General features: G+C 66.4%; 17 protein-coding genes. 2 read left to right on the top strand and 15 right to left on the bottom strand.

Going from position 1 to position 25,607, the window contains the following annotated elements:
- Positions 1-169: 169 nt before the first annotated feature.
- From ACYVL5_RS11510 to ACYVL5_RS11440, 15 genes are all read right to left on the bottom strand, one after another.
- Positions 170-1,312 carry an ABC transporter permease gene (locus ACYVL5_RS11510; protein ID WP_460595719.1) on the bottom strand — a complete coding sequence of 381 codons (1,143 nt, stop codon included), beginning with the start codon at positions 1,310-1,312 and terminating at the stop codon, positions 170-172.
- Complete coding sequence (locus ACYVL5_RS11505; protein ID WP_460595718.1) at positions 1,313-2,446, bottom strand: ABC transporter permease; 1,134 nt, start codon at positions 2,444-2,446, stop codon at positions 1,313-1,315.
- Complete coding sequence (locus ACYVL5_RS11500) at positions 2,443-3,510, bottom strand: ABC transporter ATP-binding protein (protein WP_460595717.1); 1,068 nt, start codon at positions 3,508-3,510, stop codon at positions 2,443-2,445. Before ACYVL5_RS11500 ends, ACYVL5_RS11505 begins: the two co-directional genes overlap by 4 nt.
- 14 nt (positions 3,511-3,524) lie before the next feature.
- Positions 3,525-4,463 carry an ABC transporter ATP-binding protein gene (locus ACYVL5_RS11495; RefSeq protein WP_460595716.1) on the bottom strand — a complete coding sequence of 313 codons (939 nt, stop codon included), beginning with the start codon at positions 4,461-4,463 and terminating at the stop codon, positions 3,525-3,527.
- Positions 4,460-5,455 (bottom strand): HlyD family secretion protein, encoded by a 996-nt coding sequence (locus ACYVL5_RS11490; RefSeq protein WP_460595715.1) that lies wholly within the window; start codon positions 5,453-5,455, stop codon positions 4,460-4,462. Before ACYVL5_RS11490 ends, ACYVL5_RS11495 begins: the two co-directional genes overlap by 4 nt.
- Entirely contained in the window at positions 5,452-6,798 is a 1,347-nt protein-coding gene (locus tag ACYVL5_RS11485) for a TolC family protein (RefSeq protein WP_460595714.1), read from the bottom strand. Before ACYVL5_RS11485 ends, ACYVL5_RS11490 begins: the two co-directional genes overlap by 4 nt.
- On the bottom strand, positions 6,795-7,445 hold the full coding sequence (locus ACYVL5_RS11480; RefSeq protein WP_460595713.1) for a TetR/AcrR family transcriptional regulator: 651 nt from the start codon (positions 7,443-7,445) through the stop codon (positions 6,795-6,797). Before ACYVL5_RS11480 ends, ACYVL5_RS11485 begins: the two co-directional genes overlap by 4 nt.
- Positions 7,446-7,778: 333 nt before the next feature.
- Entirely contained in the window at positions 7,779-10,766 is a 2,988-nt protein-coding gene (locus tag ACYVL5_RS11475; RefSeq protein WP_460595712.1) for a hybrid sensor histidine kinase/response regulator, read from the bottom strand.
- A 174-nt stretch (positions 10,767-10,940) separates the two neighbouring features.
- A complete protein-coding gene (locus tag ACYVL5_RS11470) occupies positions 10,941-11,591 on the bottom strand; it encodes a response regulator transcription factor (protein WP_460595711.1) in 651 nt (216 codons plus the stop codon).
- An 11-nt stretch (positions 11,592-11,602) separates the two neighbouring features.
- A complete protein-coding gene (locus tag ACYVL5_RS11465) occupies positions 11,603-13,693 on the bottom strand; it encodes a sensor histidine kinase (protein WP_460595710.1) in 2,091 nt (696 codons plus the stop codon).
- A gap of 448 nt (positions 13,694-14,141) precedes the next feature.
- Complete coding sequence (locus ACYVL5_RS11460) at positions 14,142-16,292, bottom strand: ATP-binding protein (protein WP_460595709.1); 2,151 nt, start codon at positions 16,290-16,292, stop codon at positions 14,142-14,144.
- A gap of 132 nt (positions 16,293-16,424) precedes the next feature.
- A complete protein-coding gene (locus ACYVL5_RS11455) occupies positions 16,425-17,288 on the bottom strand; it encodes a polyphosphate kinase 2 family protein (protein WP_460595708.1) in 864 nt (287 codons plus the stop codon).
- A 316-nt stretch (positions 17,289-17,604) separates the two neighbouring features.
- Positions 17,605-19,086, bottom strand: coding sequence for a tetratricopeptide repeat protein (locus tag ACYVL5_RS11450; protein ID WP_460595707.1), 1,482 nt, complete (start codon positions 19,084-19,086; stop codon positions 17,605-17,607).
- Entirely contained in the window at positions 19,086-20,216 is a 1,131-nt protein-coding gene (locus ACYVL5_RS11445; RefSeq protein ID WP_460595706.1) for a DUF3617 domain-containing protein, read from the bottom strand. The genes ACYVL5_RS11450 and ACYVL5_RS11445 overlap by 1 nt, the downstream gene beginning before the upstream one ends.
- Before the next feature lie 26 nt (positions 20,217-20,242).
- Positions 20,243-24,274: a PAS domain S-box protein gene (locus ACYVL5_RS11440; protein WP_460595705.1), complete on the bottom strand. Its 4,032-nt coding sequence runs from the start codon at positions 24,272-24,274 to the stop codon at positions 20,243-20,245.
- A gap of 347 nt (positions 24,275-24,621) precedes the next feature.
- Between ACYVL5_RS11440 and ACYVL5_RS11435 the strand changes: the two genes are divergently transcribed.
- Positions 24,622-24,807: a MerR family transcriptional regulator gene (locus ACYVL5_RS11435; protein WP_460595704.1), complete on the top strand. Its 186-nt coding sequence runs from the start codon at positions 24,622-24,624 to the stop codon at positions 24,805-24,807.
- Between the two features lie 197 nt (positions 24,808-25,004).
- Positions 25,005-25,544, top strand: a complete 540-nt coding sequence (locus ACYVL5_RS11430) for a MerR family transcriptional regulator (protein WP_460595703.1) — start codon at positions 25,005-25,007, stop codon at positions 25,542-25,544.
- Positions 25,545-25,607: the final 63 nt, after the last annotated feature.

The raw sequence follows: 25,607 nt of genomic DNA, 5'->3' as shown, positions 1-25,607 counted from the left end.
GCGCAGACGGCAAAGGATGCGGGAATCCTTACTGTATCGGCACGTCCAGAGTTAATCTTTTAACACAAATATCACTAAAGAAAACTAAGTTTATTCCTGTGATGTCAAAATCTTATCCAGTGGCGGGAAGGGCTTGAGAGTACCGGGAAGGTGAGGTGGCGGGCGAAACTCATTCCAGCGACTTGTGGAAACGGAGCACGCTCACCGAGAGCATGAAGATCCCGATGGCGGCCATCCCCGCCATCTGCGGCCAGAGCACGTCGAGCCCCACCCCCTTCAGGTAGACGCTCCTCAGCACGGTCTGGAAATAGCGCATCGGGTTCAACAGGGTGAGGTACTGCAGGAAGGTCGGCATGCTGCTGATGGGGGAGCCGAACCCGGAGAAGATGATGGCGGGCATGATGAAGAAGAAGCTGGTCACCATCGCCTGCTGCTGGGTCGCCGAGACCGTGGAGATGAAGAGGCCGATCCCGAGCGCCCCCAGAAGAAAGAGGACGGTGCCGAGGGCGAGCACCCAGACGCTTCCCCGCAGCGGCACCTTGAACCAGAGGGTCCCCACCGCGGAGATCAGGGTGGCGTCCAGGCCGCCGATCAGGAAGAAGGGGATGGTCTTTCCGAGGATAAACTCGCTTCGACGGATCGGGGTCACCATGATCTGCTCCAGGGTCCCGATCTCCCGCTCCCGGACCACCGAGACCGCGGTGAGGGTCATCACGATGACCAGCATGAGGTTGCCGATCACCCCCGGGACGAAGAACCACTGGCTCGACATGTCGGTGTTGTACCAGGGGCGCTTCTCGAGGACGATGGTGGGCAGCCGCCCCGCGGAGAGGGGTGCCGTCCGGGCGAGGGAGGCGAGCTGGTAGCCGCGGGCATAGGAGCCCGCCACCTCGTTGAGGTAGCCAAGCCCCACCAGCGCGGTGTTGGAGTTGCTGGCGTCCACGATGACCTGGAGGTGAGCGGTCTCCCCCTTCCCGAGCAGGCGGGCGAAGCCGGCATCGATCTCGACCGCCATGGTCACCTCCCCCCGGTCGATGAGGGTGGCGACCTGGCGGCGGTCGGTGAGCCGGTGGCGGACGTCGAAGTAGCGGCTCCCCTCGAAGCGGGAGATGAGCTCGCGGGAGGCCTGGCTCTGGTCGTAGTCGAGCACCGCCATCGGGACGTGCTTGATCTCGAGCGTGGCGGCGTAGCCGAAGACCACCATCTGGATCACCGGGGGTCCCAAAAGCAGGAAGCGGGTCCGCTTGTCCCTCAGGACCTGGATGAATTCCTTGACCAGCATGTGGCGCAGGCGGCTCAGCATGGCGTGCATCTAATCGATCCTCTTCTTGAAGGCCCGGGTGGCCAAGGCAGTGAGCACCACGGCGAAAAGGGCGAGCCCGGCCACGTCCTGCCACATCAGGGAGAGCGGCGTCCCCTTCAGAAAGACGTTACGCAGGATGAACATGAAGTAGCGGGCCGGGACGAGATGGGTGACCAGCTGGACTGCGGCCGGCATCTGGTCGATCGGGTAGATGAAGCCGGAGAGGAGAAAGGCCGGGAGAAAGGTCGCCACCAGGGCCAGCTGGCTGGCCGCCATCTGGTTCTTCCCGACCACGGAGAGGAAGTACCCCATGGAGAGGACCACCAGGATGAAGAGGACGGTGGAAAAGAGGAAGATCCAGAGCTGGCTCCGGAAGGGAACGCCGAACCACCAGACCCCGAGGGCCGCGCAGAGGCAGGTGTCGAAAAGGCCGATCACGAGGTAGGGGGCGAGCTTGCCGAGCATGATCTCCATTCTGGTCACCGGGGTGGAGACCAGCTGCTCCATGGTCCCCCGCTCCCACTCGCGGGCGATGGTGAGCGAGGTGAGGAAGGTCCCCACCACCGCCATCACCATGGCCACCACGCCGGGGACGATGGTCGCCATGCTCTCCAGGTTCTCGTTGTACCAGGTGCGGGCGTCGAGGCTCAGCGGGGGGGCCACGGAGGACTGTCCCCGCCGCCTGAGCCAGGCGACCTGGAGCCCCTGGGCGTAGGAGGAGACCACCGCCTCGCTGTAGCTCATCCCGAGGTTGGCCGAGTTGCTGTCGGTGCCGTTCACGATGGCCTGGATGCTGACCGGCTGGCCCGCCGCGAGCTTCGCGGAGAAGTCGAAGGGGACCACCACCGCCATCTGGCAGTCGCCGCGGTCGATCGCCTCCACCACCTCCCGGTAGCTATCCACCGTCTTCACCACCTCGAAGTACTCCGAGGCCTGGAAAAGCTTGAGGAAATCCTGGCTCTGCTGGCTTTTCTCCTGGTCGAGGAGGTAGACCGGGATGTGCTTGGTGTCGAAGCTCACCCCGTAGCCGAAGGCGAACATCATGATGACCGGCATGGCGATCACGATGGCGATCGAGCGGGCGTCGCGCTTGATCTGGATGATCTCCTTGATCGCCATGGCCAGGAAGCGGTCCAGGTTCATGGCGTCCTCCCGGGCCGGGGGGTGGTGAGCGAGACGAAGACGTCCTCGAGGCTCGGGCGGATCCGCTCGACCTTGACGGCGGCGATACCCTCGCGGGCGAGGAGCTCCTGCACCTTGGGCGCCGCCTCACCCGCGTTCTCCACCACCAGGTGGAGGGCGTTACCGAAGATGGCCGCGTCCTCGAGGAAGGGGGCGGCCCCCAATAGCTCCAGGGCCCGGCCGACCTTTTCGCACTCGACCAGCAAAAGCTCGCCCGACATGGAGTTCTCCTTGAGCTCCAGCGGGCTTCCCGAGGCGACGATCTTCCCCCGGTAGATGAGCACCAGCCGGTTGCAGTACTCCGCCTCGTCCATGTAGTGGGTGGTCACGAAGACGGTCACCCCCTCAGCGGCCATCTGGTGGATGAGCTCCCAGAACTGGCGCCGGGACATGGGGTCCACCCCGGAGGTCGGCTCGTCCAGGAAAACCACCGGCGGGCGGTGCAGGACGGCGCAGCCCAGGGCGAGGCGCTGTTTCCAACCGGTGGCAAGGGTGCCCGCCATCACCTTTTCCCTACCCTTCAAACCCGCCATCTCCACCGCCCAGGAGATGCGGGAGGAGAGCTCGGAGTGGGGGACCGAGTACATCCCGGCGAAGAAGTTGAGGTTCTCCAGCACGGTGAGGTCGTTGTAGAGGGAGAATTTCTGGGACATGTAGCCGATGTGCTGGCGGACCGTCTCCGGGTGGGAGGCGACGTCGACCCCGGAGACGGTGGCGGTGCCGGAGGTGGGAGCGAGGAGGCCGCAGAGCATGCGGATGGTGGTGGACTTGCCGGCACCGTTGGGGCCGAGGAAGCCGAAGATCTCCCCCTTGCGGGCCTCGAGCGAGATGCCGTCCACCGCCGCGAAGTCGCCGAACCTCTTGACCAGGTTGGAGACCACCACCGCCGCCCCCTGGCCGCCCTGGCCGCCCTGGAGTCCCTGGACTCCCTGGACTCCCTGGACTCCCTGGACTCCCTGGACTCCCTGGGCTACTTGGACTCCGGCGGGTCCTTCGCTCGGGGTCCGGTCTCTCGGCTCCCTCATATCCCTCGAGTCCCTCACCCTTTCTTCTCCATTCTCACCGCCTCCACGAAGAGGTCCTCCACCGTCGGGGCCACCTCCTCGATCGAAGAGACCTGCGCCCCGGCCGCCGCCAGTTCGCTTTTGAGCTCCGGGATGATCCGGTCCGGCTCGTTGACCACCACGTGGAGCCCGTCCCCCACCACCATCACGCTCCCCACCCCCTCGCGCCCCTCCAGAAGGGAGGCCACCGGGCGGGGGTCGGCGGTGACGATGGAGACCACCGAGCCTGCGAAGTTATCCTTCAGGGCGGCCGGGGTGTCGCAGAAGAGGAGCCTCCCCTCGTGCAAGAGGGCGATCCGGTGGCAGCGTTCGGCCTCGTCGAGGTAGCTCGTGGTGGTGAGGATGCTCACCCCCTCCCCCAAGAGCGAGTAGAGGATGGCCCAGAACTCCCGGCGGGAGACCGGGTCGACCCCGTTGGTCGGCTCGTCGAGGAGGATCACCTCCGGGGTGTGGACGAGCGCGCAGACGAGGCCTAACTTCTGCTTCATCCCCCCCGAGAGCTTGCCGGCGAGCCTTCCCCGAAACTCGCTCATCCCCGCCCCCGCGAGGAGCCTCGCCGCCCGCGCCTCGCACTCCGTCCCCTTCACCCGGAAGAGCCGGGCGTAGAAGCGGATGTTCTCGTCCACGGTCAGCTCCTCGTAGAGCCCGAAGCGCTGCGGCATGTAGCTCACCCGCTCTTTGGCCCCCTCCGGGTCTTTGACCAGGTCGCACCCCGCCAGCCGGACCTCCCCCGCGTCCGGCGTCAAAACACCCGCCAGCATCCGCATGGTGGTGGTCTTCCCGGCCCCGTCGGGACCGACCAGCCCGAAGATCTCCCCCCGTCCGACCGAGAAGCTCAGGCCGTCCACGGCACGCACCCCGGGGAAAGACTTGGTGAGTCCCCGGACCGCTATCGGGCTCTCCCCTTCCGTCACCGCGCCTCCCCGGTGTCGATCACCGCGTCGGCCGGCATCCCCGGCTTCAGCTCGTGGTTGGCGTTGTCGAGGTCGATCTTGATCCGGTAGACCAGGGTCACCCGCTCCTTGTGGGTCTCCACGCTCTTGGGAGTGAACTCCGCCTGCGAGGAGATGAAGGAGACCCTCCCCCGGTAGCTCTTGCCGGGATAGGTATCGCTCTTCACGGTGGCCACCGCCCCGAGCTTCACCCGCCCGAGGTTGGTCTCCGCCACGTACGCCCTGAGCCAGAGGTGGTCGAGGTCGGCGATGGTCACCACCGGGGCTCCCGCCGCCAGCACCTCGCCGAGCTCCGCCTGGCGGACCAGCACCACCCCGGAGAGCGGCGCGGTCAGCGTGGTGTAGCCGAGCCTGATGCGGGAGAGTTCCAGCGCCTGGCGCGCCTGGGCGACCCCGGCGCGGCTGACCGCCACCTGCTCTTTCCTCGCCCCTTCCAGTACCTGGCTCAGGTTCTGCCGGGCCCGCTCGTAGGCGGCCTGGGCCCGCTCGAAGTTGGTCCGGTAGCCGTCACGGACCTGGGCCGAGACCTCGTCCTTTTCGTAGAGCGCCTGGTAGCGCTGGAAGTCGGTCCGGTTCTGGTCGAGGGTCGCCTTGGCGTCCACCAGCGCCTGCTCGGCCGATCTTTTCTCCTGGACCCGGCTCCCCGAGAGGGTGAGCCCCAGGTCGGCCTGCCGCGTTTTCACCCCGGCCTCGTCGATGTCCACCTGCTGGCGGTAGTCGGCCTGGTCCAGCCGGGCGATGAGGTCGCCGGCCTTCACCCACACCCCCTCCTCCACTGCAAGCTCGGCGAGCCTCCCCTGCACCTGGAAGCCGACCACGCTCTCATGGGCCTCGATGTTGCCGGAGACCGGGAGCCCCGCTACCGTCTCCTTCCCCTTGCGGGTGGCGACCAGGTAGGCGGCGGCCAGGATCAGGAGGAGCACGACGATGACGGCGATGATTCTCTTTCTCATTGACGAGGTACCTCCTCACCGATGCCTAAGAACTGGCGGTAGACCTTTTCGGTCTCCCCCAGGGCCGAGGCGAGGGCGATCTTGGATTCGACGTGGCGGACCAGGGCGTCGAGGTTGTTGTCGAGGGCGCGGGCCAGGGCGTCCTGGGCGTTCACCACCTCCACGTTGTTGGCGACCCCGTTCTTGAAACGGTCGCTCGCGTAGGTGAGCTCCTTTTGGGCGAGCGCCAGGCCGTCGGCGGCCACCGTCACCTCCTGGTCGGCCGCTTCCAGGTTCAAAAGGGCCTCGCGGATCTCCTGCTCCACCCCGAGCTTCTGGTCGGCGATCTGGTCGTCGACCCGCCGCATCCTGCTCTCCAGCTCCACCCGCTCGCCGGTCCGGTCGGCGTCGAAGATGGTCATCAGGAGGTTCACCTGGATGATCCCGGACGGCTCGATGTCGTTTATCTGCTGGCCGCTCCCCCCGTAGTTGCCGCTCACGATGAGCTTGGGAAAGTAGCGGGCCCGCGACGCCTTAAGCTGCTCCTCCAGCGACTGCCGCTGGGTGAGGAGCGAGCGGTAGTCCGGGCGCGCGGTGAGGGCGAGGGAGACCGCCTCCTCGATCTGCGGACGGGGCAGGGGGCGGTAGCGGAGCGTCTCGGCGAGCGAGAGCTCGGTGGAGAGGTCGATGCCGATGCTCCTGGCCAGCACCAGCAGGGACTGCTTGAGGTCGTTTTTGGCCACCACCAGGTGCTGGCGGTCGTTGGCGAGCTGCACCTGGGCGCGCAGGACGTCGAGCCCGTCCGCCACCCCGGCGGCCCGCTGGTCGAGCGCCAGCCGCTCCAGGGTCTCCGAGCTCCTCACCCGCGAGCGGGCGGTCTCCACCCGGGCCGCCGCGTACTGGGCCGCGAGGTAGTTCCCCGCCACCAGCCGGATGGCGCGGCTGCGGGCGTCCCGGTAGTCGTCACCGCGCGCCGCCACCTCCTTCTCCCCGGCCCGGATCCCGTAGTAGCTCTGGAGATCGAAGAGGGTCTGGTCGCCGTAGAGGCGGAAGTCGTAGGTGGTGAAGGGGCCGACCACCGCCGGGACGCCGGGGAAGCTGATCCCCATGGCGCGGAGGTTGCGGGTCTGGTAGGCGAAGGGGGTCTCGATGTGCAGGTGGGGGAGGTAGGCGGCGTTGCGCCGCTTTTTGCTCCCGGCCGCCTCCTCCACCCGCGTCGCCGCCTGCAAGACGGCGGCGTTACCGGAGAGTCCCCGCTGGATGGCGTCGTCGAGCGACAGCGACAGGCGCTGGCCGCTTTCGGCGCCCGCCGGTGTGGAGGTGAAAAGGAGGGCCAGCGCGGCGAGAGGGAGGAGCCTTTTCATGGTTTCCCCCCGCAGGCGGCAGGCGACGAGGCCATCCCGCCGACGAAAAGCTCCACCGCGCAGGTGAGCGTCTCCTCCAGGGGGCGCAGCGGCGACAGCGACCAGACCAGGGTGGTGCCGAGCACCATCCCCTGGAAGGAGGCCGCCATCTCCCTGGCCGCCGGGCGACCGGGGATCTCCCCCCTCGCCTGGCGGTCGGCCAAGAGCCGCCCCAGCATCTCGCGGGCGTTCTCCAGCCCCTCCGACATCCGCCGCTGCACCGCCTGGTTGGAGAGGATGGCGGTGAGGAGGCAGTGGAACATGGCGGGGGAGGCCTGGAACTCAGCCGTCATGGTCAGGGCCAGCAGCGTGAGGAGGCGGGTGAGCGGGAGATCCGACGAGAGGTGGGAGGCGACGAACTCCTTCACCCGCCCCATCTGCATCTCGCGGTACTCCATCAGGATGCTCTCCTTGTTCTCGAAGTAGTTGAAGAAGGTCCCCTTGCCGACGTCCGCCGCCTCGGTGATCTGCCCGATGGTGGTGGCGGCGAACCCCTTCTCGGCGAAGATCTCCAGCGCACAGCGAAAGATCCTCTCCCGGGTCTCCCGGCTGCGCCGCTCCCTCCTGCCGTCCGGGAGCGGTTCCTCGGTCCTTGCGATCTCAGACACGCCGTCCTCCTTTATAAAATGACCGGTGGTCACTTTTGACTTTAGGTCACGAATAGCTCTTTGTCAAGCGACCCCGGAAAATATTCTTCAATCTCAATACCCTCCGGGAGAGGGGGAACCTGGACAAGGAGAATCCAGCCGGCAGCGCCCGCCATCAGTCCCCTCCGGGAGAGGGTTAGGGTGAGGGAGGCTTCCGTGAACGAACCACCCTCACCCCGGCCCTCTTCCTCCGGGAGAGGGGAGCCTGCACAAGGTGAAATCAAGCGAACAGGTTGGGAACCGTTGGGAATAGTCGTCGGGGAATGAAACGATAGAGGAGGAGAGAAAGCCCTACTATTCGGCCGCAGAGGCCGACGTCACGCTCTTCACCACCTTGGCGAGGGCCGACATGTTGTAGGGTTTCTGGATGAAGCCGGAGAACTCATGGATGTGGAAGCGCTCGGTGACGTCCTGCTCGGAGTAGCCGCTGGAGAGGATGACCTTCAGCTCCGGGTTCAGGCGGCGGAGCTCCTGCAGGCAGCGCTCGCCGCTCATGCGCGGCATGGTCAGGTCGAGGATCACCAGGTCGATGTCCGGGTGCTCGCCGAACCGCTTGACCGCCTCGGTGCCGTCCACGGCGGTGATGGTGAAGAAGCCGAGCGCCCCCAGCATCTGGACCGCGACGTTGCGGACCGCCTCCTCGTCATCCACCAGGAGCACCGTCCCGCCGGAGCGGAACTGTTCGGGCTCCTCCTGGACCACCGGGACCGCCACCCGCTCGCCCGGCGGGAGAAGTACCTTGACCACCGTCCCCATCCCCGGCTCGCTCCAGACCTTGATCGCCCCCTTGTGCCCGCGCACGATCCCTTGCACCGCGGCCAGCCCGAGCCCCCTGCCGAGAAACTTGGTGCTGAAGAAGGGATCGTAGATGCGGGAGAGGGTATCAGGGGTCATGCCGCAGCCGTTGTCGGCCACCTCGAGAAAGAGGTATCCCCCCCCGGCGAGCCCCTCTCCCAGCGAGGCCCCCTGGAGGTACTGGAGATCGCAGTCGACCATGCCGGTCGAGATGGTGACCATCCCCCGCTGTTCCCCGAGCGCCTCGCAGGCGTTGACCACCAGGTTGGAGAGGATCTGGCTCAGCTGGCTCGCGTCCCCGTGGACCGGAGGGAGCGAGTGGTCGAGGTTCAACTTCACCTGGGCCGTCTCCGAGAGGGAATCGTGCAGCATGGGGACCATCTTCTCCACCAGGAGGGAGAGGTCGATGCTCTCCAGCACGAACTTCCCTTTCCCGGAGTAGGCCAGCATCTGCCGGGTGAGGTTGGCGGCCCGGCTCCCCGCCTCGGTGATCCTCAAGAGGTTGGAGGAGACCAGCTTCGGGTCGTCCAGGCACATGAGGGCCAGGTCGGCGCTCCCCAAGACCGCCATCAGGATGTTGTTGAAGTCGTGGGCGATCCCCCCCGCCATCAGCCCCAGGCTCTCCAGCTTCTGGGCCCGCATGAGGCTCGCCTCCTGCACCAGGCGGGCCTCTTCGGCGAGCTTGCGGCCGGTGATGTCGTGGCAGATGCTCATGACGGCGGGGCGGCCGCTCCAGGTGATCCGGCGGGCAGTGACCTGGGCGGTCAGCACGCTCCCCCCCTTCGCCAGCACCTCGGCCTCGAAATCGAGCGCCCCCCGCGCCAGGACAGCCTCCACCCGGTCGAGCATCAGGGGGCCCCGCTCCACGGGGAGGAGCTGGGTGACCTTCATGAGGGAGAGGTCCTCCTGCCGGTACCCGAGCCAGCTGGCGGCCTGCGGGTTGGCGGCCAAGACGCTCGTGTCGCTGTCGTAGATGAGGATGGCGTCCCCGGCATTGTCGAAGAGGGCGCGGTACTTCTCCTCGCTCTCCTGCAGGAGCCTTTCGGCGAGCTTACGGGAGGTGATGTCGGTGAAGATGGCGGTGAACTCGCCGGGGAGCGGGCTGTAGGCGTACAGGGAGAGGAACTGGCTGGTCGGCTCGAAGAAGGCCTCGAAGGCGGTCTCCCTCCCCGTGATGGCCACCTCTCCCAACACGCCGAGGTAGTCGAAGGCGAACCCCTCGATCCCGGGGAAGATATGGCTCGCGCGGCGCCCCTCGACCTGGCTCCGGTGGATCCCCAGGATCCGCTCGAAGGCGCCGTTGACCTCCATGATGACGTAGTCGATCGGCCGCCCCTCCTCGTCGGCGATCACCCGGCAGTGGGCCATGGCGCCGTTGTCGTTTTGGAAGAGGGTCTTGTAACGGCGCTCGCTCACCCGCAGCTCTTCGGTCCGGGTGAAAAGGAGCTCTGAGGCCTGGGAGAGGGCGGCGGCGACCTCGCCGGTCTCCTTGATGCCGGTGTCGTCCGGCAGCGAGACCGGCTCCCCGCGCCCCATGGCCAGTGCCGGGGCCACCAGCGCCTGAATACCCTGGGAGATCCGCCGCGCGTAGCCAGCCGCCAGCACCACGCCGGCGATCGAGAGGAGGGTGGCCAGCGCCACCAGCCCGAGGGTCCGGAGGTAGACCTCCTCCATCAGGGTCGATTTCGACACCCCCACGGTGACCGTCCAGCCGGAGGAGGCGGAGCGGCAGTAGGCCACCAGCACCCGCTTCTGCTCCAGGTTGGTCGACTCCAGGCATCCCTCGGGTGCGCTGAGGAGGGCCCTCCTCAGCACCGGGTTGGCCTGCTTTCCGAGATAGAGGTTGAGGTTGCGGCTGCGGGCGGCCACCCGGGTGGTTCCGTCCAGGATGCTGGCGTACTCGGCGGGGGCGAGGTTGCGGCTTTTCAGTAAAGTGGAGAGGGAGTCGACCGGCAGGGTCATCGCCAGGTCGTAGGCGACCTTCCCGGCGACCACCACCGGGATGTCGATACTTACCATGGGGCGCCCGGTGGTGACCGCCCCGTAGAACATGTCGCTCACCACCGGGGAACCGGTCCCGAAAACGTGGACCACCGCATGACGGGGGGTGCGGACCGGGAGCGGCGAGCCGAACGGCTGGTAGGAGTTCACCAGCTGCTGCCCGTTGCGGTCGGCGAGGATGATGTCCGCACCCGGGTAATTCCTGAGCAGCAGCCGGGCCTCCCGGTGGATGCCTTCCAAATCGCCGGTGGCAAAGGTGGGGGAGGTGGCGAAGGCCTGCAAGGCGGACTGCACGTTGGTGAGGTTCTGGTCGACGGCGAGGGTGAGGGAGCGGGCCGAGTTGAGGAGGGCGGTCCGGGTCAGGTCGCGCTTGTCGACGTAGCCGACGTACAAAAGCGCGGCGGCCACCAGCCAGATCGGGAGGACCGAGATGGCGACCAGGGAGATCAGCTGGGATCTGGTTGTCGGTGGAGAGCTGAAGGACATCACCGCTCCAAGCAAAAGGTCGTCACCGCGCGGACGGGTGACCGGGATCCTCTACAAGGGGACCGGAGCGGGGGGCGGGAATCCTCCGGGTGCGCACGCGAGGTTTTGGCAATACTAGTACAATTATCCCCGGCACACCATTAGGATAAACCCGTAAATCCTCTAATCCATTCGTTACCTTCCCTCCTTTTGCCGCCCCATCCGCTCGGCAACCATGGCCCAGCGGGCAAGCCCCACCGCGTTGCCTGCCCCCAGCTTGCGCATCAGGTTGGCCCGGTGCACCTCCACCGTCTTGTGGGAGATGCCGAGTCTCTCGGAGATGGCCCGCGAGGAGCATCCCTCCCCCACCAGGGCGAGCACCTCCCGCTCCCGGGGAGTGACCCGCTCGAGAAGCCGGACGTTCTCCTTCTCCGGCATGAGCGACGCGGCACCGGTGCGCCCCTTCAGGTGGCGGCGGAGCCTCCCGGTGACCGCGGCCACCAGCTCGTCGGCCGAGAAGGGCTTGGGGAGGTAGTCGTCGGCGCCGGCCGCCATCCCCGACCGGATCTCCCCCCGCTCCCCCATGGCGGTCACGAAGATGAAGGGAAGCTCGGCGAGCCGCGGGTCGTTCCTCACCGTTTCCAGCACCTGGTGGCCGTCCATGCCCGGCATCATGATGTCGCACAGCACCAGGTCCGGGCGGTGCTGCCGCACCAGCTCGAGCCCCTGCTCCCCGTCCACGGCGCTCAGCACCCGGAAACCCTCCAGCCCCAGGATCAGTTGGACCATATCCCGGTAGGAAGGGTCGTCCTCGATCAACACGATGGTATATCCGTTTTCTTCCATAACCTCTCCTCTCATCGCACAAGCGGTATTTCAACCAGCATCACGGTCCCCTCTCCCGTAGCGCTCGCGACCCGGATCTCCCCTCCCAGGGTGTCCAGGGCGTCCCGCACGATGGAGAGCCCGAGCCCCAGGCCGCGCCTGGTCTCGACATTGCTGCTACGGTAAAAAGCCTCGAAGATATGCGGCTGCTCCTCCTCGGGAATGCCGATGCCGTCGTCGGCCACCTCCAGAAGGAGCGAATCCCCTTCCCGGGCGAGCCTCAACTCCACCTTCCCCCCGGTGGGTGTGTAACGGAAGGCGTTGTTCAAAAGGTTCTGCACGATCCTGCGGAAAAGCACCTCGTCGATGGGGACCGTCCCGATCCCCTCGGCGACGGTCAGGGTGAACCGGTGCCCTCCCCCCCAGACGGTCTCCACCTCCTGGGCGATGGCCCGGCAGCTCTCCTCGACCTCCAGGGAGAGCGGGGCTTTCGCCTTCCCCCGCACCCTCCCCGAGACCTCGTAGGAGGTGACCGAGTCGACCAGGTGGGCGATCTGCCGTGCCGCGTTGCGGATGCGGGCGTTTTGCTCCGCACGCTTCTCGGGCGTCAGCCGGTCCCAGTAGCGGTCGAGGACGTCGACGCTCCCGGTCAAAAGGCCCAGCGGGGTCCGGAACTCGTGGGCCACCGTGCTGACCAGGCGCTTCATCGCCACGTTTACCTCCCGGGCCTGCCCCAGCGCAAGGAGCAGCTCGTTCTCCAGCTCCTTGCGGAAGGTGATGTCCCGGATGGTGCAAAGGACGCCGACCACTTCGCCACGGGTGTTGAGCAGCGGCGAGGGGAGCAGGGAAGCCCACCCCTGCCGCCCCGCTTCGGGGACGCGGTAGGTGAGATCGAGCCCCCCGGCTCCGTCCCCTTCAAGCGCGCTTTCCAGGGCATCGCGTACCTGCTGGGCGTCCTCGAAGGGAAGTGAGCGCTCCGGCCCGCTCCCGAGCACCTCACCCGCCTTGAGACCGCAGAGGCTCTCCATGAACGGGTTCCAGACCCGCAGACGGAGATCGAGATCGTAGACCACGATACCTTCGCCGGCGGAGCTGATCACCTGCTCGCTGAACTGCATCGCCTCCCTGAGCCGCTCTTTGGCCTGCTTGCGCTCGGTGATGTCGCGCCCGACGCTCTGGGTCTCCACCAGCCTCCCGTCGGTGTCGAAGAAGCCGCGGTTGACGAACTGCATCCACCGGATCTCCCCCGCGCCGTTGGTGATCCGGTTCTCGATCACCACCACCGGGTTATCCGGCGTCATGGTGGAGAGTTTCTCCTCGATGGAAGCAACGTCGGCGGGGTAGGCGGCGGGGTGCCAGCTGCGGCCCAGCACCTCCTGGCGGGTTTGGCCGAAGATCCGGCAGTAGACCTCGTTGACGAAGGTGAGCTCACCGTTGGCGTCGAAACGGCTGATGGTCTCGGTCTGGTCCTCCACCACCTTCCGGTAGCGCTCCTCGCTCTGGCGGAGCAGCTCCTCGGCCCGCTGGCGTTCGGCCACCTCCGCGGAGAGGGCCTCCAGCGCGGCGCTCAGCCCCTCGGTCCTTTCCCTGATGGTCAGGTCGATCGAGTCGTTGAGCCGCTTCAGCTCCTCCTCGATGCGGCGGTGATCGGTGATGTCCCGCAGGAAGCTCAAGGCGGCCTCACCGCCGCCGAAGGTGACGAGGGTGGCGTCGATGGCCACCAGCAACCGGTCGCCGTTTCCGGTGGCGACGGTCTGCTCACAACTCGCGAGGCGACCGCCCTCCCGCCGGGCGAGCGTCGAGAGCCCCACTGCCGGCACCGGGTCGAGGGCGAACTCCGACCACCTCCTGCCGATCACCTCCTCGCTGCGGTAGCCGAACAGGCGGCACCACGCCTCGTTCACCTCACTGATGGCATGGCCGGGATGGGTGGTGATCATCGCGGGGAGGGGGGCGTTGAGGAAGAGGGAGGCGGCCTTCCCTTCGGCCCGGCACCGGGCCTCCTCGCTCACGGTCAGCGCCGCCTCGAGCTCGGCCACCCTGCGGGCGAGTGCCTCCCGGGAAGGGTGCGCCCCCCCGTCCCGCCCTTCCGTCGACGGCTGATGTTTCGGATCGTTATCCATAGGCTCCGTTATCGGATGTCTGTTCTTACCGTTTTTCCTGCCGGGGCAACCATCCCCTCGCCTCTAGGCCTTCCCTCACCCCGGCCCTCTCCCGGAGGGAGAGGGGGAATTGCACCCCGGCCTTCCTCCCTCAAGGGGGACCTTTCGCATGGTATCGGCAGGTTAAGGTCACTCTATATACGACGGGTCAAAATTAATTTTCAACTAAAAACGGGAACTAACCCGGACCCCGCCGACGGCACGGCCAAATACCAGCTTTCAGCTACTTGGAATCATTGAGAGTTTCAGAAAGTGTCCCAAATAGGGACAACCATTAACAGGCCAACTGGGGCCGGCAAAGTGGCGAACGAGGTGGCGAACGAGGTGGCGAAGGAGGTGGGGCGAAGTCGCGAAGGATGCAGCGTGAACGCCGGGGCAAGTTCCGGTGGGGCGGGCGGAAAGATCCCGCTCACGCGGCGGGGGCGGGGGAGTCGGCCCGTGCGGCGAGGACCTCGTGGATCTTGCGGTGGAGCTGGTGGATGTTGAACGGCTTCTGGATGAAGAAGGTCCCCTCCTCCACGATGCCGCGCTGGGCCACCAGGTTGGCGGTGTAGCCGGACATGAAGAGTACCTTGAGTTCCGGGCGGATGCCCCGGATCCGCTCCGCCATCTCCTTGCCGTTCATCCCGGGCATGACCACGTCCGAGAGGATCAGGTCGAGGTGGCCGCTCTCCTGGCAGATCCCCACCGCCTCCTGCCCCGAACCGCACGGGATCACCCGGTACCCGCACTCCTCGAGGAGCTGGGTGGTCACCACCCGCATCGGCTCCTCGTCCTCCACGATAAGGATGGTGCCGGTGCCGGCCGCGACCTCCACGCTCGCGCGCTCCCGTTCGGCGACCTCGACGGCCAGCCTCGGGATATGGATGGTGAAGGCGGTCCCCTCCCCCGGTTCGGAGTAGACGTTGATGAAGCCGCGGTTCTGGGTGACGATGCCGTACACGGTGGAGAGCCCGAGGCCGGTCCCCTGCCCCACCGCCTTGGTGGTGAAGAACGGCTCGAAGATGTGCTCCATGATTTCGCGGTCGATGCCGGTGCCGGTGTCACTCACGGTGAGGCGGACGTATCCCCCCGGTGCGGCGTCGGCGTGGCGCTGGGCATACTCGTTCTCGATGTCGGCGTTGGCGGTCTCGATGATCAGGCAGCCGCCGTCCGGCATGGCGTCCCGGGCGTTGACGGCGAGGTTGATGAGGATCTGGTAGGCCTGGGAGGGGTCCAGGTTCACCTTGCAGAGATAGGGATCGAGCTTCAACGAGACGGTGATGTCCTCCCCGATCAGGCGGGTGAGGCTCTTGGCCGACTCGGTGATCAGGAGGTTCAGGTTGACCGGGCGGGGCTCGATGATTTCGTTGCGTGAGAAGGCCAAGAGCTGCCGGGTGATCTCGCTGGAGCGCTCGGCGGCGTGGCGGATGGAGGCGATGTACTGGTGCAGCGGCTCCTCGTCGGGGACCCGCGCCCCCAAAAGGTGGGCACAGCCGAGGATGACGGTCAGCATGTTGTTGAAGTCGTGGGCCACCCCTCCCGCCAGGCGGCCGACCGATTCCATCTTCTGGGAATGGGCGAGCTGGTGCTCGAGCCTCTTTCTTTCGCTGAGGTCGGTGGCGACGAAGAGGAGGTGCCGTTCGCCGTCCAGGCTCAGGGAGAGGATGAAGTACTCGATGGTCACGCGGGCCCCCTGCGGACTGGCCAGGGTGACCTGCTGGTGGCGGGTCTTCCCGTCGGCCAGGGTCTCCTCGGCCACCCGGTCGAGCCCCGCGCCCCTCCAGGATTCCAGTTCCCGGAAGTCCTTGCCGAGCATCTCGGCGATCCCCACCCCCATGATCTCCCCCAGCGACCGGTTGGCGATCTCGCAGGCCCCGCTTTCCCCCTCGAAAAGGGCGATCCCGGTGGGGGAGTTGGCGGTGATCGCCTCCAGCATGGCGAGCGACTTCCGGTGGGCCGCCTCGGCGAGCTTGCGCCCCTCGATCTCGGCCATCAGGATAAGCTGCTCGTCCAAAAGGGTGCTGATGATGAATCCCATCCCGATGGCGGAGGCCAAAAGCGAGAAGAGCGCGAAGCCGTAAGGGGCGTACCAGGTGGTCCTGGTGAAGGGGTAGGACGCGGTGCTCAACCCCTGGGCGACCATCATCACGGTCAGGATCAGGTGCCCGGCGTTGTGCTTCACCCGGTACAGCGACCAGAGCAGGGCGCCGGAGACGACGAAGACCGCGGTCCCCACCAGGTGCAGGGGGAAGACGACCCACGGCATCTCGACGCCGGACGCGCGGGCCAGTAAGCTCCAAAGGGCGAGCAGCAAAGGAATGGCCCAAAGGCGGCGGTCGATGGGGGCGGGATCGGCGTAGGTGCGCACACCGAGCCAGAAGGAGCAGATGAAGGCGGTGTAGAAGAGGTCACCGGGGACGGTGAAGAGGGGAAGCCCCCCGATCACCAGCAGCTGGCAGCCGAGCCTCAGGCCGCTCAGCGCGTAGGCGAGCGCTAAAAGGGCGAAGGAGGAGGATGGGCCCTGCAGACGCTGACTTCTGGAGAGGGCGAACAGGAAGGCCGATATCATCAAGGACATCAGCGCCGTGATCCCCATGGCGGTTGGAAGTGAAAAACTGCCCACGCGAAACTGCTCCCATCTGCTGCGGCCGGAAAGAGACGGCTCTGCCCCGGTACCTATCGGCTTTTCATTATGAAACTTGAGGAAGGGTCATTTCCGCTTCCCGGCGCCGTTTTCGCGCTCCTCGGCCTCAAGCTCGAGGTGGAACCTCCGGGAGATGTCGGCAAGGTCGACCGCGGGTTCGGGGAAGCTCATCTTGAGCGACTCCATGGTCCGGACCACGATCTGCGAAACGGCCAGGTTCCTGAACCACTTGTGATCGGCCGGGATCACGAACCAGGGGGCGTGCGGGGTGCTGCAAAGGGAGAGGGCATCCTCGTAGGCCTCCTGGTACGCCTCCCAGTGCTCCCGCTCGCGGTAATCGGCCTCGCTGATCTTCCAGTGCCGGGCGGGGTCCTCGAGCCGCTGCCGGAAGCGGCGCAGCTGTTCCTCCTTGCTGATGTGGAGGTAGAACTTGAGGATGCGGGTGCCGTTTTCCGCCAGCAGCTGTTCGAAATCGTTGATCAGCCGGTAGCGCTCCGACCAGACCTTCTTCGGCACGAGCTGGTGCACCCGGGCGATCAGCACGTCCTCGTACTGCGAGCGGTTGAAGACCACCACCTCGCCGGCGGCCGGCACCTCCTGGTGGATCCTCCAGAGGAAGTCGTGGGCGAGCTCCTTGTGGGTGGGGGTCTTGAAGGTGCAGACCCGGGCCCCCTGGGGGTTCATGTTGCCGAGCACGTGGTTTATGGTGCCGTCCTTGCCGCCGGCGTCCATGGCCTGGAGGATGATCAGCAGCGAGTGGCGCCCCTCCGCGTAGAGGAGGTACTGCAGCTCGCGAAGCCGGCTCGTGTAGCCGTCGATCTCCTCCCGGGCGGAGGCGTGGTCCTGGTGCCGGTCCTTGAAGGAGGGGTCGATCTTGTTGAGCTTGACCTTTTCCCCCGGCTCCACCATGAAGCGTTTCAGGTAGTCCATAGCACCCCCTCCGTTTCTGCGGGTGATTTGGCAACTAGCGGATATCTTACACGGATTGAGGCACATCGTCTACAATACTCTCATCCGTCACCCCAGCTACTGGCAAAGCATAGAGTGACGCCGAAGCACTCCGCGGCTGACTGACATAACGGGGAGCGCTACTGAAGCAGGACGGGTAGACAACTGAATGGGCGGGGATGCTAACGGAGATAGATTGCGAACCGCCAAATGTTAGCTATAGTGTAGTCATCCATAAGCTACAGAGCCCCTGCAATCCAGCCTGGCTTTCCTTCCCGGGAAGCCGGGCTTTTTTTGTTCATGGCCGGTATCGTGTGAGCGGCAACGGCGTCCCACGCTCCAAAAGCCGCAGGGCCCGTTTCACCATGGCCTGCTCGGTTGCCGCCAGGTTGTTGCGCGCCAGCCGGTAGCCGGGGTCGAGCCGGAGCGCGGTCGCCAGTTCCCGCCGCGCCTCCTGGAGCCGGCCGGCGAGGAGATAGGCGTACCCGAGGTTGTTGTGGGGGCGCGCCTTGGCCGGAGACTTACGGACGGTGTCCTCCCAGAGAGCGACCTGGCTCCGGAAGTCGCGGTTACGGGAGACGGTGGAGAGGAAGAGGGGGGCGAGGAGGAGGGAGGTCAGCACCGCGCAGGCGAGGCCGGAGTGCTGCCGCAAGAGGAGGCCGCGCCTCTGCAACGAGAAATCCCCGGACCGCCGCGACCAGAGGAAGGCACCCCCGATCCCGATGGAGACCGCGATTCCCGCCAGCGGGAGGTAGGCCTGGCGATCGTTCACCAGGTCGAGCCGGGGGACCAGCGAGTTGGTGGGGAGAAGCAGCAGGAAGAACCAGAGAATCCCGAAGAAGAGCCAGGGGAGCCGCCGGAACGCGAGCACCGCACCGCCGGCCGACGCCAGCAGGAGCCCCCCCTTGAGGAGCAGCCAGCCGTCCGGATGGAGCACCGGGCGAAGGTCGGGATCGATGTTCATCCCGTTGAGAAGGAAGAGCCGGGAGAGAAGGTAGCAGACGGCGTCGGCCTGGTTCGCGAGGTTCATGGGCCAGGAGCGGATGTCGAAGCTGTACTCGAGGAGGGCGCCGTAACGGGGATGGGCCAGGAGGGCGACGGCGGCGGCTATCAGCAGGAGCCAGCTCCGCCACTCCCGGCCAATGAGCGCCCGGGACGATGTCTCCCCCTCCATGGCACGGTCCCACAGGAAGAGGGCGGCCGGCAGCATGATGGCGGTCTCCTTGCAGAGGAGAGCGGCGAGGAAACCGAGCGGGGTGAGGAGGTACCATCGGGAGCCGTCCCCCCTTTGCCGGGCGACCTCGTGCATAAGGAGCGTCATGAGGACGAAGAGGGCGGCCAGCGACGAGGAGCGCCCCGAGAGGTAGGTGACCGCCTCGGTCTGCAGCGGATGGAGGGCGAAGATCCCGGCGGCCAAGGCGGCCCCCCGGCCGGCCGGAAGCCGGTGGTGAAGCGCCAGGCCGCGGGCCAGCCAGTAGACGAGCGCCACGTTCCCCAGGTGGATCAGGAGGTTCACCAGGTGAAAGCCGAGGCCCCCCAGGCCGCTCAGGTTGTTGGCGAGGTAGCTCAGGGTCAAAAGCGGACGGATGCCGTGGGAGAGGTCGGAGAGCCAGGCGGCCGCCGAGAGGGCCTTGGCGCTTCCCAGGATGACGTCGAAGTCGTCGTACTGGAAGGTGCCGGAGAAGGCATTGAGGTAGGCGGCGACGGTGGCGGCCAGCACCAGCAGCAGTCCCGGCTCGCCGACCACGAGCCGGGACCGATGGCCGTTTTCGGGCTCCATCAGAAACCGAAGAGGGAGCGGAGCTTCTTGACCGGGTTCTTGATGGTCTCCATGGCGCTCCCCGAGCCTGTTTCGCTGCCGGAGGGGATCTTCCTCGAGCTGGTGTCGGTCCCGATCCGGCGGGAGGAGCGCTCCATGGCCATGCAATCCCCGTCCCCTATCCGCCGCCCGGTCACCCTGGTGTAGTTCTCACCCATCTCCCCCTTGGTGAACGATCCCCCCTCGAAGGAGTCGCCGCGGTACTCCACCCCGCCGGTGATCGCCCCGTACAGGGTCTTGCCGTTCCAGGTCACCGTGTTGCCGCTTCTCCTGGAGGCGACCCCGGCGAGGTTGTTGTCGAGCACCGGCTCGCTCACCGGCGAGAGGCAGCTTTTGGCGGTCGACTTGGCGGGGGCGTTGTAGATCTCGGCGTTCCCGCCGTAGAGCTGCCGGGAGGTGGTCTCGGTGGTCACCTCCCAAAGCCCCGACTTGATGGCGAGCGGCGGGAAGGAGTCGTCGCAGGCGTTTTTGCCGTCCTCCCCGATGGCCCGCTCGCAGGCCCCCGCTTTCTCCTTGGGTATCCTCACCTGCTTGGAGATCCTCACGAACTCCTTCCGGTTGGCCTCGTTCTGCATCTCCCGCTCTTTGATCGACTGCCTGGCCTGGTTTGCCCGCGCCTCGAGCTCGCGCATGTCCTGGCCGTTGACGGTCATGCTCGCCTCCTCGCCGGTGCAGCCTCCGACCCGTTTCCCCTTCATCCTGGTCCGGGCGGTCAGGTCGCCGTCCTTGGAGGAGATGGAGACCGTCATGGTCCCGGCGCTCGCCGTGGAGCTGTAGGTGATCTCCCCCTTCCCCCGGGAGGTGGCCCCGTCCTGGCTGCAGGTGAACTCCCAGCTGACCTTGCCCCCCTTGCGCTTGACGTTGGTGAAGGTGCAGTTTTGCCCCTGGGGAGGCTTGGGGATGAGGTCCGACTGGGTCACGCACTGCTTGGTGGTGACCACCGTCGGGGGGACGGCCATCGGGAGCCCCTCCATGGTGGTTTCCATGGTGGTCTCCCACATCCCCTCCTGGAACGGGGTCGCGCCGCTGCAGAGGGGGGCGCTGCCGAGGAGCATACAACCGACCATACCGAACACCGACCGACGTCTCATGGGTCACCTCGCTTGATGGTAAATGATCAGATTTCGATCCTGAACTCCGCGCCGCGGTCACAGTTTCTGACCGAGAGGGTGCCGTGCATGCTCTTCTCGACGATGTTCTTGGCCATGTAGAGGCCGATCCCGGTCCCCTGGATCCCCTTGGTCGAGAAGTACGGCTCGAAGATGCGATTGATGATATCGGCGGGGACCCCGCCGGCGTTGTCGGTGACGGTGATGACGCAGCGCTCCCCCTCCAGGAAGGTCCGCACGACCACCCACCCCTCGGCGATCCCCTGCTGCTCGATCTGGTCGCGGGCGTTCAGGAGGATGATCACCAGCACCTGGGCGAACTCGTTGGGGTATCCCACGACGGTCCGCCGGGCCGAGAGTTCCAGGTCGACCCGGATCGCCTGCTGGACGAAGCTCTCCTTGACCAAAAGATGCGCCTTGTTGACCGCGGCGTCCAAATCGAACTCCACCAGTTCCTTGTCGGGCTTGAAGAAGTTCCTGAAGTCGTCGATGGTCTGCGACATGTGCTGGATGTGGATCATCGCCTGCTGCACCGACTTGTCCAAAAGCTCGCCGCTGAACTCCCCGATCTCGTAGTAGAGCGGGAGCCCCTGGATCAACAGCCCCAGGGTGTTGAGCGGCTGGCGCCACTGGTGGGCGATGTTGCTGATCATCTCCCCCATGGCGGCCAGCCGGCTCTGCTGGAGCATGACCCGGTCCTTCTCCCTGAGCTCATCCATCGCCTTGAGCTTCTCCTCGGTCTCGGCGACAAGCCTCCCCTCCGCCTGCTGACGCTTCTCCTCGCGCTCAAGGTTTTCCAGGGCGAAGGTGATGTCGGCCTGCATCTGGAGCAGGAGCGCCACCATGTCCTGGTCGAAGTAGTCGATCCCGGCGGCGTAGAAGGTGAGCGCCCCCAGCGACCGGCCGTGCAGGTTGATGGAGATGGAGGCCACCGAGGTGAAGCCCCACCGCTCGGCCAGAGGCTTCCAGGGGGCCATGGAGGGGTCGCTCATGAAGTCGCTGCAGATGTAGTAACTCCCGCTGCGGATGCATCTTCCGGCCGGCCCCATCCCCTCCGGGACCGGCAGCGCCGAGACCCTGACCTGCTCGAGGTACTCGGTATAGGGGCCAAAGGAGGCGACCGCATTGACCCAGCCGCTCTCCTCGTCGACCAGGCCGACCCAGGCGAGGAGGAAACCGCCGTACTCCACCGCCAGCCGGCAGAGGGCCGCGTAGAGCTCCTCGCGGGAGGGAAGCCGCGAGATGACCTTGCCGGTCTCGCTCAACAGCAGGTAGAGCTGGTTGATCCGGCGGATCCGCTCCTCGGCCTGGATGAGCTCGGTGATGTCGTGGACCGAGGTGCGGTTGGTGACGTAGTTACCCTCTTCGTCGAGGACGGCGATCGAGTTGATCAGCACCGGGAGCACGGTCCCGTCCTTTTTGCGCAGATGAAGACGGAGGTCGGTGACCGCCCCCCCTTCGCTGACGAAGCGGCTGAAGGCCCGCTCGAAGTCGGGGAGCGAGCCGATGGTGACCAGCTCGATCATCTTCATCCTCCCCACCACCTCGTCGCGCCGGTACCCGAGCCATTTCAGCTCGGTGTCGTTGATGCGGACGATGATGGAATCGCGGTCCAGCGAGTGGTAGCCGCAGGGGGCGAGGTTGTAGAGGTCCTCCACCTCGCGGGCGGTACGCTCCAGCGCCTCCTCGGCCCGCTCCCGCTCGTCGATCTCGGCCAACAGGGCATTGACGGTGTCGGCCAGCTCCAAGGTCCGCTCCCGGACCCGCTGGTCCAGCTCGTCGCGGGAGCGGCGAAGCTCCATCTCCATCGTCTTGCGGTCGGTGATGTCGGTGCCGATCCCGATGACGGCGAAGGGAAGCCCGTTCTCGTCCAGCATCGGCGAGTTGGTGGTCAGCATCGGGACCACCCTGCCGTCCCGGGCCCGGACCGCCATCTCCACCGTGCACTGCTTCCCCGCCGCAAGGGCCCGGGTCACCTCCTCCTCCACGGCGGGATCGGCCACCGGGGGGAGCACGGCCGCAAGCTCCCCCCCGAGCGCCTCCTCGCGCGACCACCCGAAGAGCGCCTCGGCGGCCTTGTTCCAGTAGATCAGGGTCCGGCTCATGTCGGTGGCGATCACCGCCTGCCCCACCGAGTCGAGCAGGCGGGCCTGGAAGAGGAGATGCTTTTCGGCCTCCTTCCGTTCGCTGATGTCGCGGATGATGCTGACCAGCATCCTGGTATCGCCGATGGTGGCCCCCCGGGAGCTGACCTCCACCGGGAAGAGGCTCCCGTCCCGGCGGCGGTGGACGGTCTCGAAGAGGATCCCCTGCCGGTCCGCCTCATCCATCTGGCGGGCGGTCGCCGAATCGGCCCCCGCCTCCCGCAGCTCCGTGAGCGACCTTTCGAGGAGCTCCTCCCGGCTCCAGCCGTAGGCCAGGGCGGCCGCGGCGTTGGCCTCGAGGATCCGGCCGTCGTCGCGGCGGATGAAGAGGATGATGTCCCGGCTGTTGGCGGCCAAGAGCTCGTAGCGCCTGAGGACCTCCTCGGAGTGCTTGCGCTCGGTGACGTCCTGGATGATCCCGGCCAGCCGCTCGCGCTCCCCCTCTCGGCACCTGCGCCCGGCCGCCCAGATCCACCGGAGCTCTCCGTCGCGGCGCCGGATGCGGCACTCGAAGCTGAAGCTCTCCCGGCCGGCCAGCTCCTCCCGCAGGGTACGCTCCACCGCCTTCCGCTCCTCGGGGACGATATGGTCGAGGAACATCGCGAAATTCCAGCGGGGGAGGAGTTCGGGGTAGCCGAAGATGCGGTCGTGCTCGGGGGAACGGGTGATGGAGAGATCGCCGAGGTCGAGCTCCCACGCCCCGATGCTGCTCGCCTCCAGGGCGAAGCGGAGCCTCGTCTCGCTCTCGCGCCGCTTCCTTTCGGCATCCTTGATCTCGCTGATGTCCTCGAAGGCCACCACCGCGCTGGCCACCGCGCCGGCCGCGTCCAATAAGGGGGCGGAGCTGACCAGCACCGGGATCCGGCTCCCGTCGGCCCTCTCCAGGAGCATCTCCTTGTTGCGGACGAAGGTGCCGTTGGTGAAGGTCCGGACGCTCGGGAGCTCGTCTTCGGAGAGGGGGGAACCGTCCGGCATCAGGGCCCGGGCGAGATCGACCTCCGGCTGGGGACCGGGGAACGAGCAGCCGTAGAGGTCGCAGGCACGCCGGTTGAGGTAGGAGAAGCGGTGGTCGGAAGGCTCCACCAGCGCCACCGCGCTCGGGATGGTCTCCAGCATGGCAACGAGCCGCCGCCGCTCGTTTTCCGCCTGGTCCCTGGCCTCCCGCAAGGCCTCCTCGGTGGCCTTCCTGGCGGTGATGTCCCGGAGCGCGGTGTGGCGCTGGTGACCGCCGGAGATGGTGCAGCCATGGGCCTCGACGGTGATGCGGGAGCCGTCCTGGCGGATCAGGTCGTGCTCGACGATGCACTCGCGGGAGGCGTGCACCGCGGCCTGCACCCGCTCCCGGTCCTCCGGGGCGATCAGGGGAGCCATCTCTTTTCCCTTGAGCTCCTCCGGCGGGTAACCGAGCATCCTGGCGAACTGGTCGTTGCAGTCGACGATGATCCCCCCCCGGGTCTCGACGATCCCCTCGAAGGTGGCCTCGGCGAAGGTGGCGAGCCGGGAACGGCTTTCGTAGAGGGCGGACTCGCGCTCCAGGCGGGAGACCCGCTCCTTGGTCCGGCGGTAGGCGGTCACGATGAGCCCGGTGGCGGCCCCGATGGTGCAGAAGACCACGAGCCCCACCCGGTCGATGGCGGCGCCGACGCCGAACCCTTCGGGGGGGAGGAGGTAGTAGGCGACGAAGAGGGCGGAGAGGAAGGTGGCCAGGCCGGCCGAGGTGAAGCCCCCCACCATGGCGGTGACCAGCACCACCGGGTAGAAGAGGATGTAGGGGGAAAGACCGGGTCCGAACCAGTGCTCCAGAAGGTCGCGCACGATGATGCCGGCGATGACCGCCAGGCACGCGACCGTCAGGTGCCACCAGCGGCGGACCGCGGGGCTGCTTCCCTTGTCCATGCTAAAACCCCTGAGAATTACAGTATGAGGAAAGCGAACTGGATGGAGGGAAATCCTCCACTGTCACAGCACGCTTCTAGCACACTTTGATGCAAGCTGCAAAAGTATAGCATGACTCTCAGGGCTTTCATCTCCTACAGATTACGCACCCTTACATACTCTCAAGCTGGATCGTTATAGCTCGCCCATGAGGGTCGGAGCGATGCCGCGCCGTTTACCTAGCCGGGATAAAAGAGTAACCGATGCCGAGGGTAAAAAACTTTGCTTGACCCGTCTACCGCTTCACACTTTACCCTTGAAATCGTCACGGCCATGACAGATATTCCACACGAAAAAAGGAGAACGAGATGAAGAACAAGGTAACCGTAGACGAGTGGGTGGCCCGTTTCGAGGCGGTCGGGCTGGACGGGGAGGGAAGGGAGAAGTGGCACCGGCTGTTCGAGCGGGAGAATCCGGAAGGTCACCAGAGTTTTCTGGAGTGGCTGGGTCTCCCCCCCGACCAGATCGCCGCCATCCGCTCCCGCTTCGCCTGACGCCGTGCGCATCACACCCTCGCCCTTCAGGGGAGAGGGTGGCCGAAGGCCGGGTGAGGGAGGTTTTTCCCCCGCTACACCTCCCTCACCCCTGCCCCTTCCCTAAAGGGGCGAGGGGATATCGAGTTGCTCCCCCTCTCCCCCGATGGGGGCGAGGGAAGATGAATCAGGGGAGAGGGGACTTTCAGGAGTCGACCATGTATCGCATCACCGAACTTGCCCGCCATTTCGGCCTTTCCCGCAGCACGCTCCTCTACTACGACCGGATCGGCCTCCTGTGTCCCTCGGGACGGAGCGGGGCCAACTACCGCCGCTACTCCGAGGCCGAACGCGAAAAGCTCGCCACCATCTGCTCCCTTCGCCAGGCCGGGGTCGACATCGAGGGGATCCGCGCCATCCTCGCCACCGCCGGCGACGACACCACCGCGGTGCTGAAGAGGCGGCTGGAGGAGATCGGCCGGGAGATCGCCGCCCTTTCCACCAAGCAGCACCTTTTGGCGGGGATGCTGAAGATGTACGGCGAGGGGGGGCCCCGGGGAAGCGTCGACAAGGAGATGTTCGTCTCCCTTTTGCGCGCCGCCGGCATGGACGACCAGGCGATGAGGACGCTGCACGTGGAATTCGAGCGGAGGGAACCGGCGGCCCACCACGCCTTTCTCCGTTCGCTCGGCATCCCGGAGGAGGAGGCCCTCAGGATCCGGGCCTGGTCGCAGCAAGCCGACGGGGACGGTGAGTGACGGCGTTGCCGCCGGATTTCCTCTCTTTTTTCACATTCCCTGCATGATTTCCCGCTATAGCTC

Source organism: Geomonas sp. Red276 (assembly GCF_054784495.1).
Note: the sequence above shows the minus strand (reverse complement) of the source record. Positions and strands in the feature narration are given on the sequence as shown.

Bases quoted from the DNA above. Each gene is read 5' to 3' on its own strand.
- ACYVL5_RS11510 (WP_460595719.1), bottom strand. From the start codon at position 1,312: ATGCACGCCATGCTGAGCCGCCTGCGCCACATGCTGGTCAAGGAATTC.
- ACYVL5_RS11505 (WP_460595718.1), bottom strand. From the start codon at position 2,446: ATGAACCTGGACCGCTTCCTGGCCATGGCGATCAAGGAGATCATCCAG.
- ACYVL5_RS11500 (WP_460595717.1), bottom strand. From the start codon at position 3,510: ATGAGGGAGCCGAGAGACCGGACCCCGAGCGAAGGACCCGCCGGAGTC.
- ACYVL5_RS11490 (WP_460595715.1), bottom strand. From the start codon at position 5,455: ATGAGAAAGAGAATCATCGCCGTCATCGTCGTGCTCCTCCTGATCCTG.
- ACYVL5_RS11485 (WP_460595714.1), bottom strand. From the start codon at position 6,798: ATGAAAAGGCTCCTCCCTCTCGCCGCGCTGGCCCTCCTTTTCACCTCC.
- ACYVL5_RS11475 (WP_460595712.1), bottom strand. From the start codon at position 10,766: ATGTCCTTCAGCTCTCCACCGACAACCAGATCCCAGCTGATCTCCCTG.
- ACYVL5_RS11470 (WP_460595711.1), bottom strand. From the start codon at position 11,591: ATGGAAGAAAACGGATATACCATCGTGTTGATCGAGGACGACCCTTCC.
- ACYVL5_RS11465 (WP_460595710.1), bottom strand. From the start codon at position 13,693: ATGGATAACGATCCGAAACATCAGCCGTCGACGGAAGGGCGGGACGGG.
- ACYVL5_RS11460 (WP_460595709.1), bottom strand. From the start codon at position 16,292: ATGTCCTTGATGATATCGGCCTTCCTGTTCGCCCTCTCCAGAAGTCAG.
- ACYVL5_RS11455 (WP_460595708.1), bottom strand. From the start codon at position 17,288: ATGGACTACCTGAAACGCTTCATGGTGGAGCCGGGGGAAAAGGTCAAG.
- ACYVL5_RS11450 (WP_460595707.1), bottom strand. From the start codon at position 19,086: ATGGAGCCCGAAAACGGCCATCGGTCCCGGCTCGTGGTCGGCGAGCCG.
- ACYVL5_RS11445 (WP_460595706.1), bottom strand. From the start codon at position 20,216: ATGAGACGTCGGTCGGTGTTCGGTATGGTCGGTTGTATGCTCCTCGGC.
- ACYVL5_RS11440 (WP_460595705.1), bottom strand. From the start codon at position 24,274: ATGGACAAGGGAAGCAGCCCCGCGGTCCGCCGCTGGTGGCACCTGACG.
- ACYVL5_RS11435 (WP_460595704.1), top strand. From the start codon at position 24,622: ATGAAGAACAAGGTAACCGTAGACGAGTGGGTGGCCCGTTTCGAGGCG.
- ACYVL5_RS11430 (WP_460595703.1), top strand. From the start codon at position 25,005: ATGTATCGCATCACCGAACTTGCCCGCCATTTCGGCCTTTCCCGCAGC.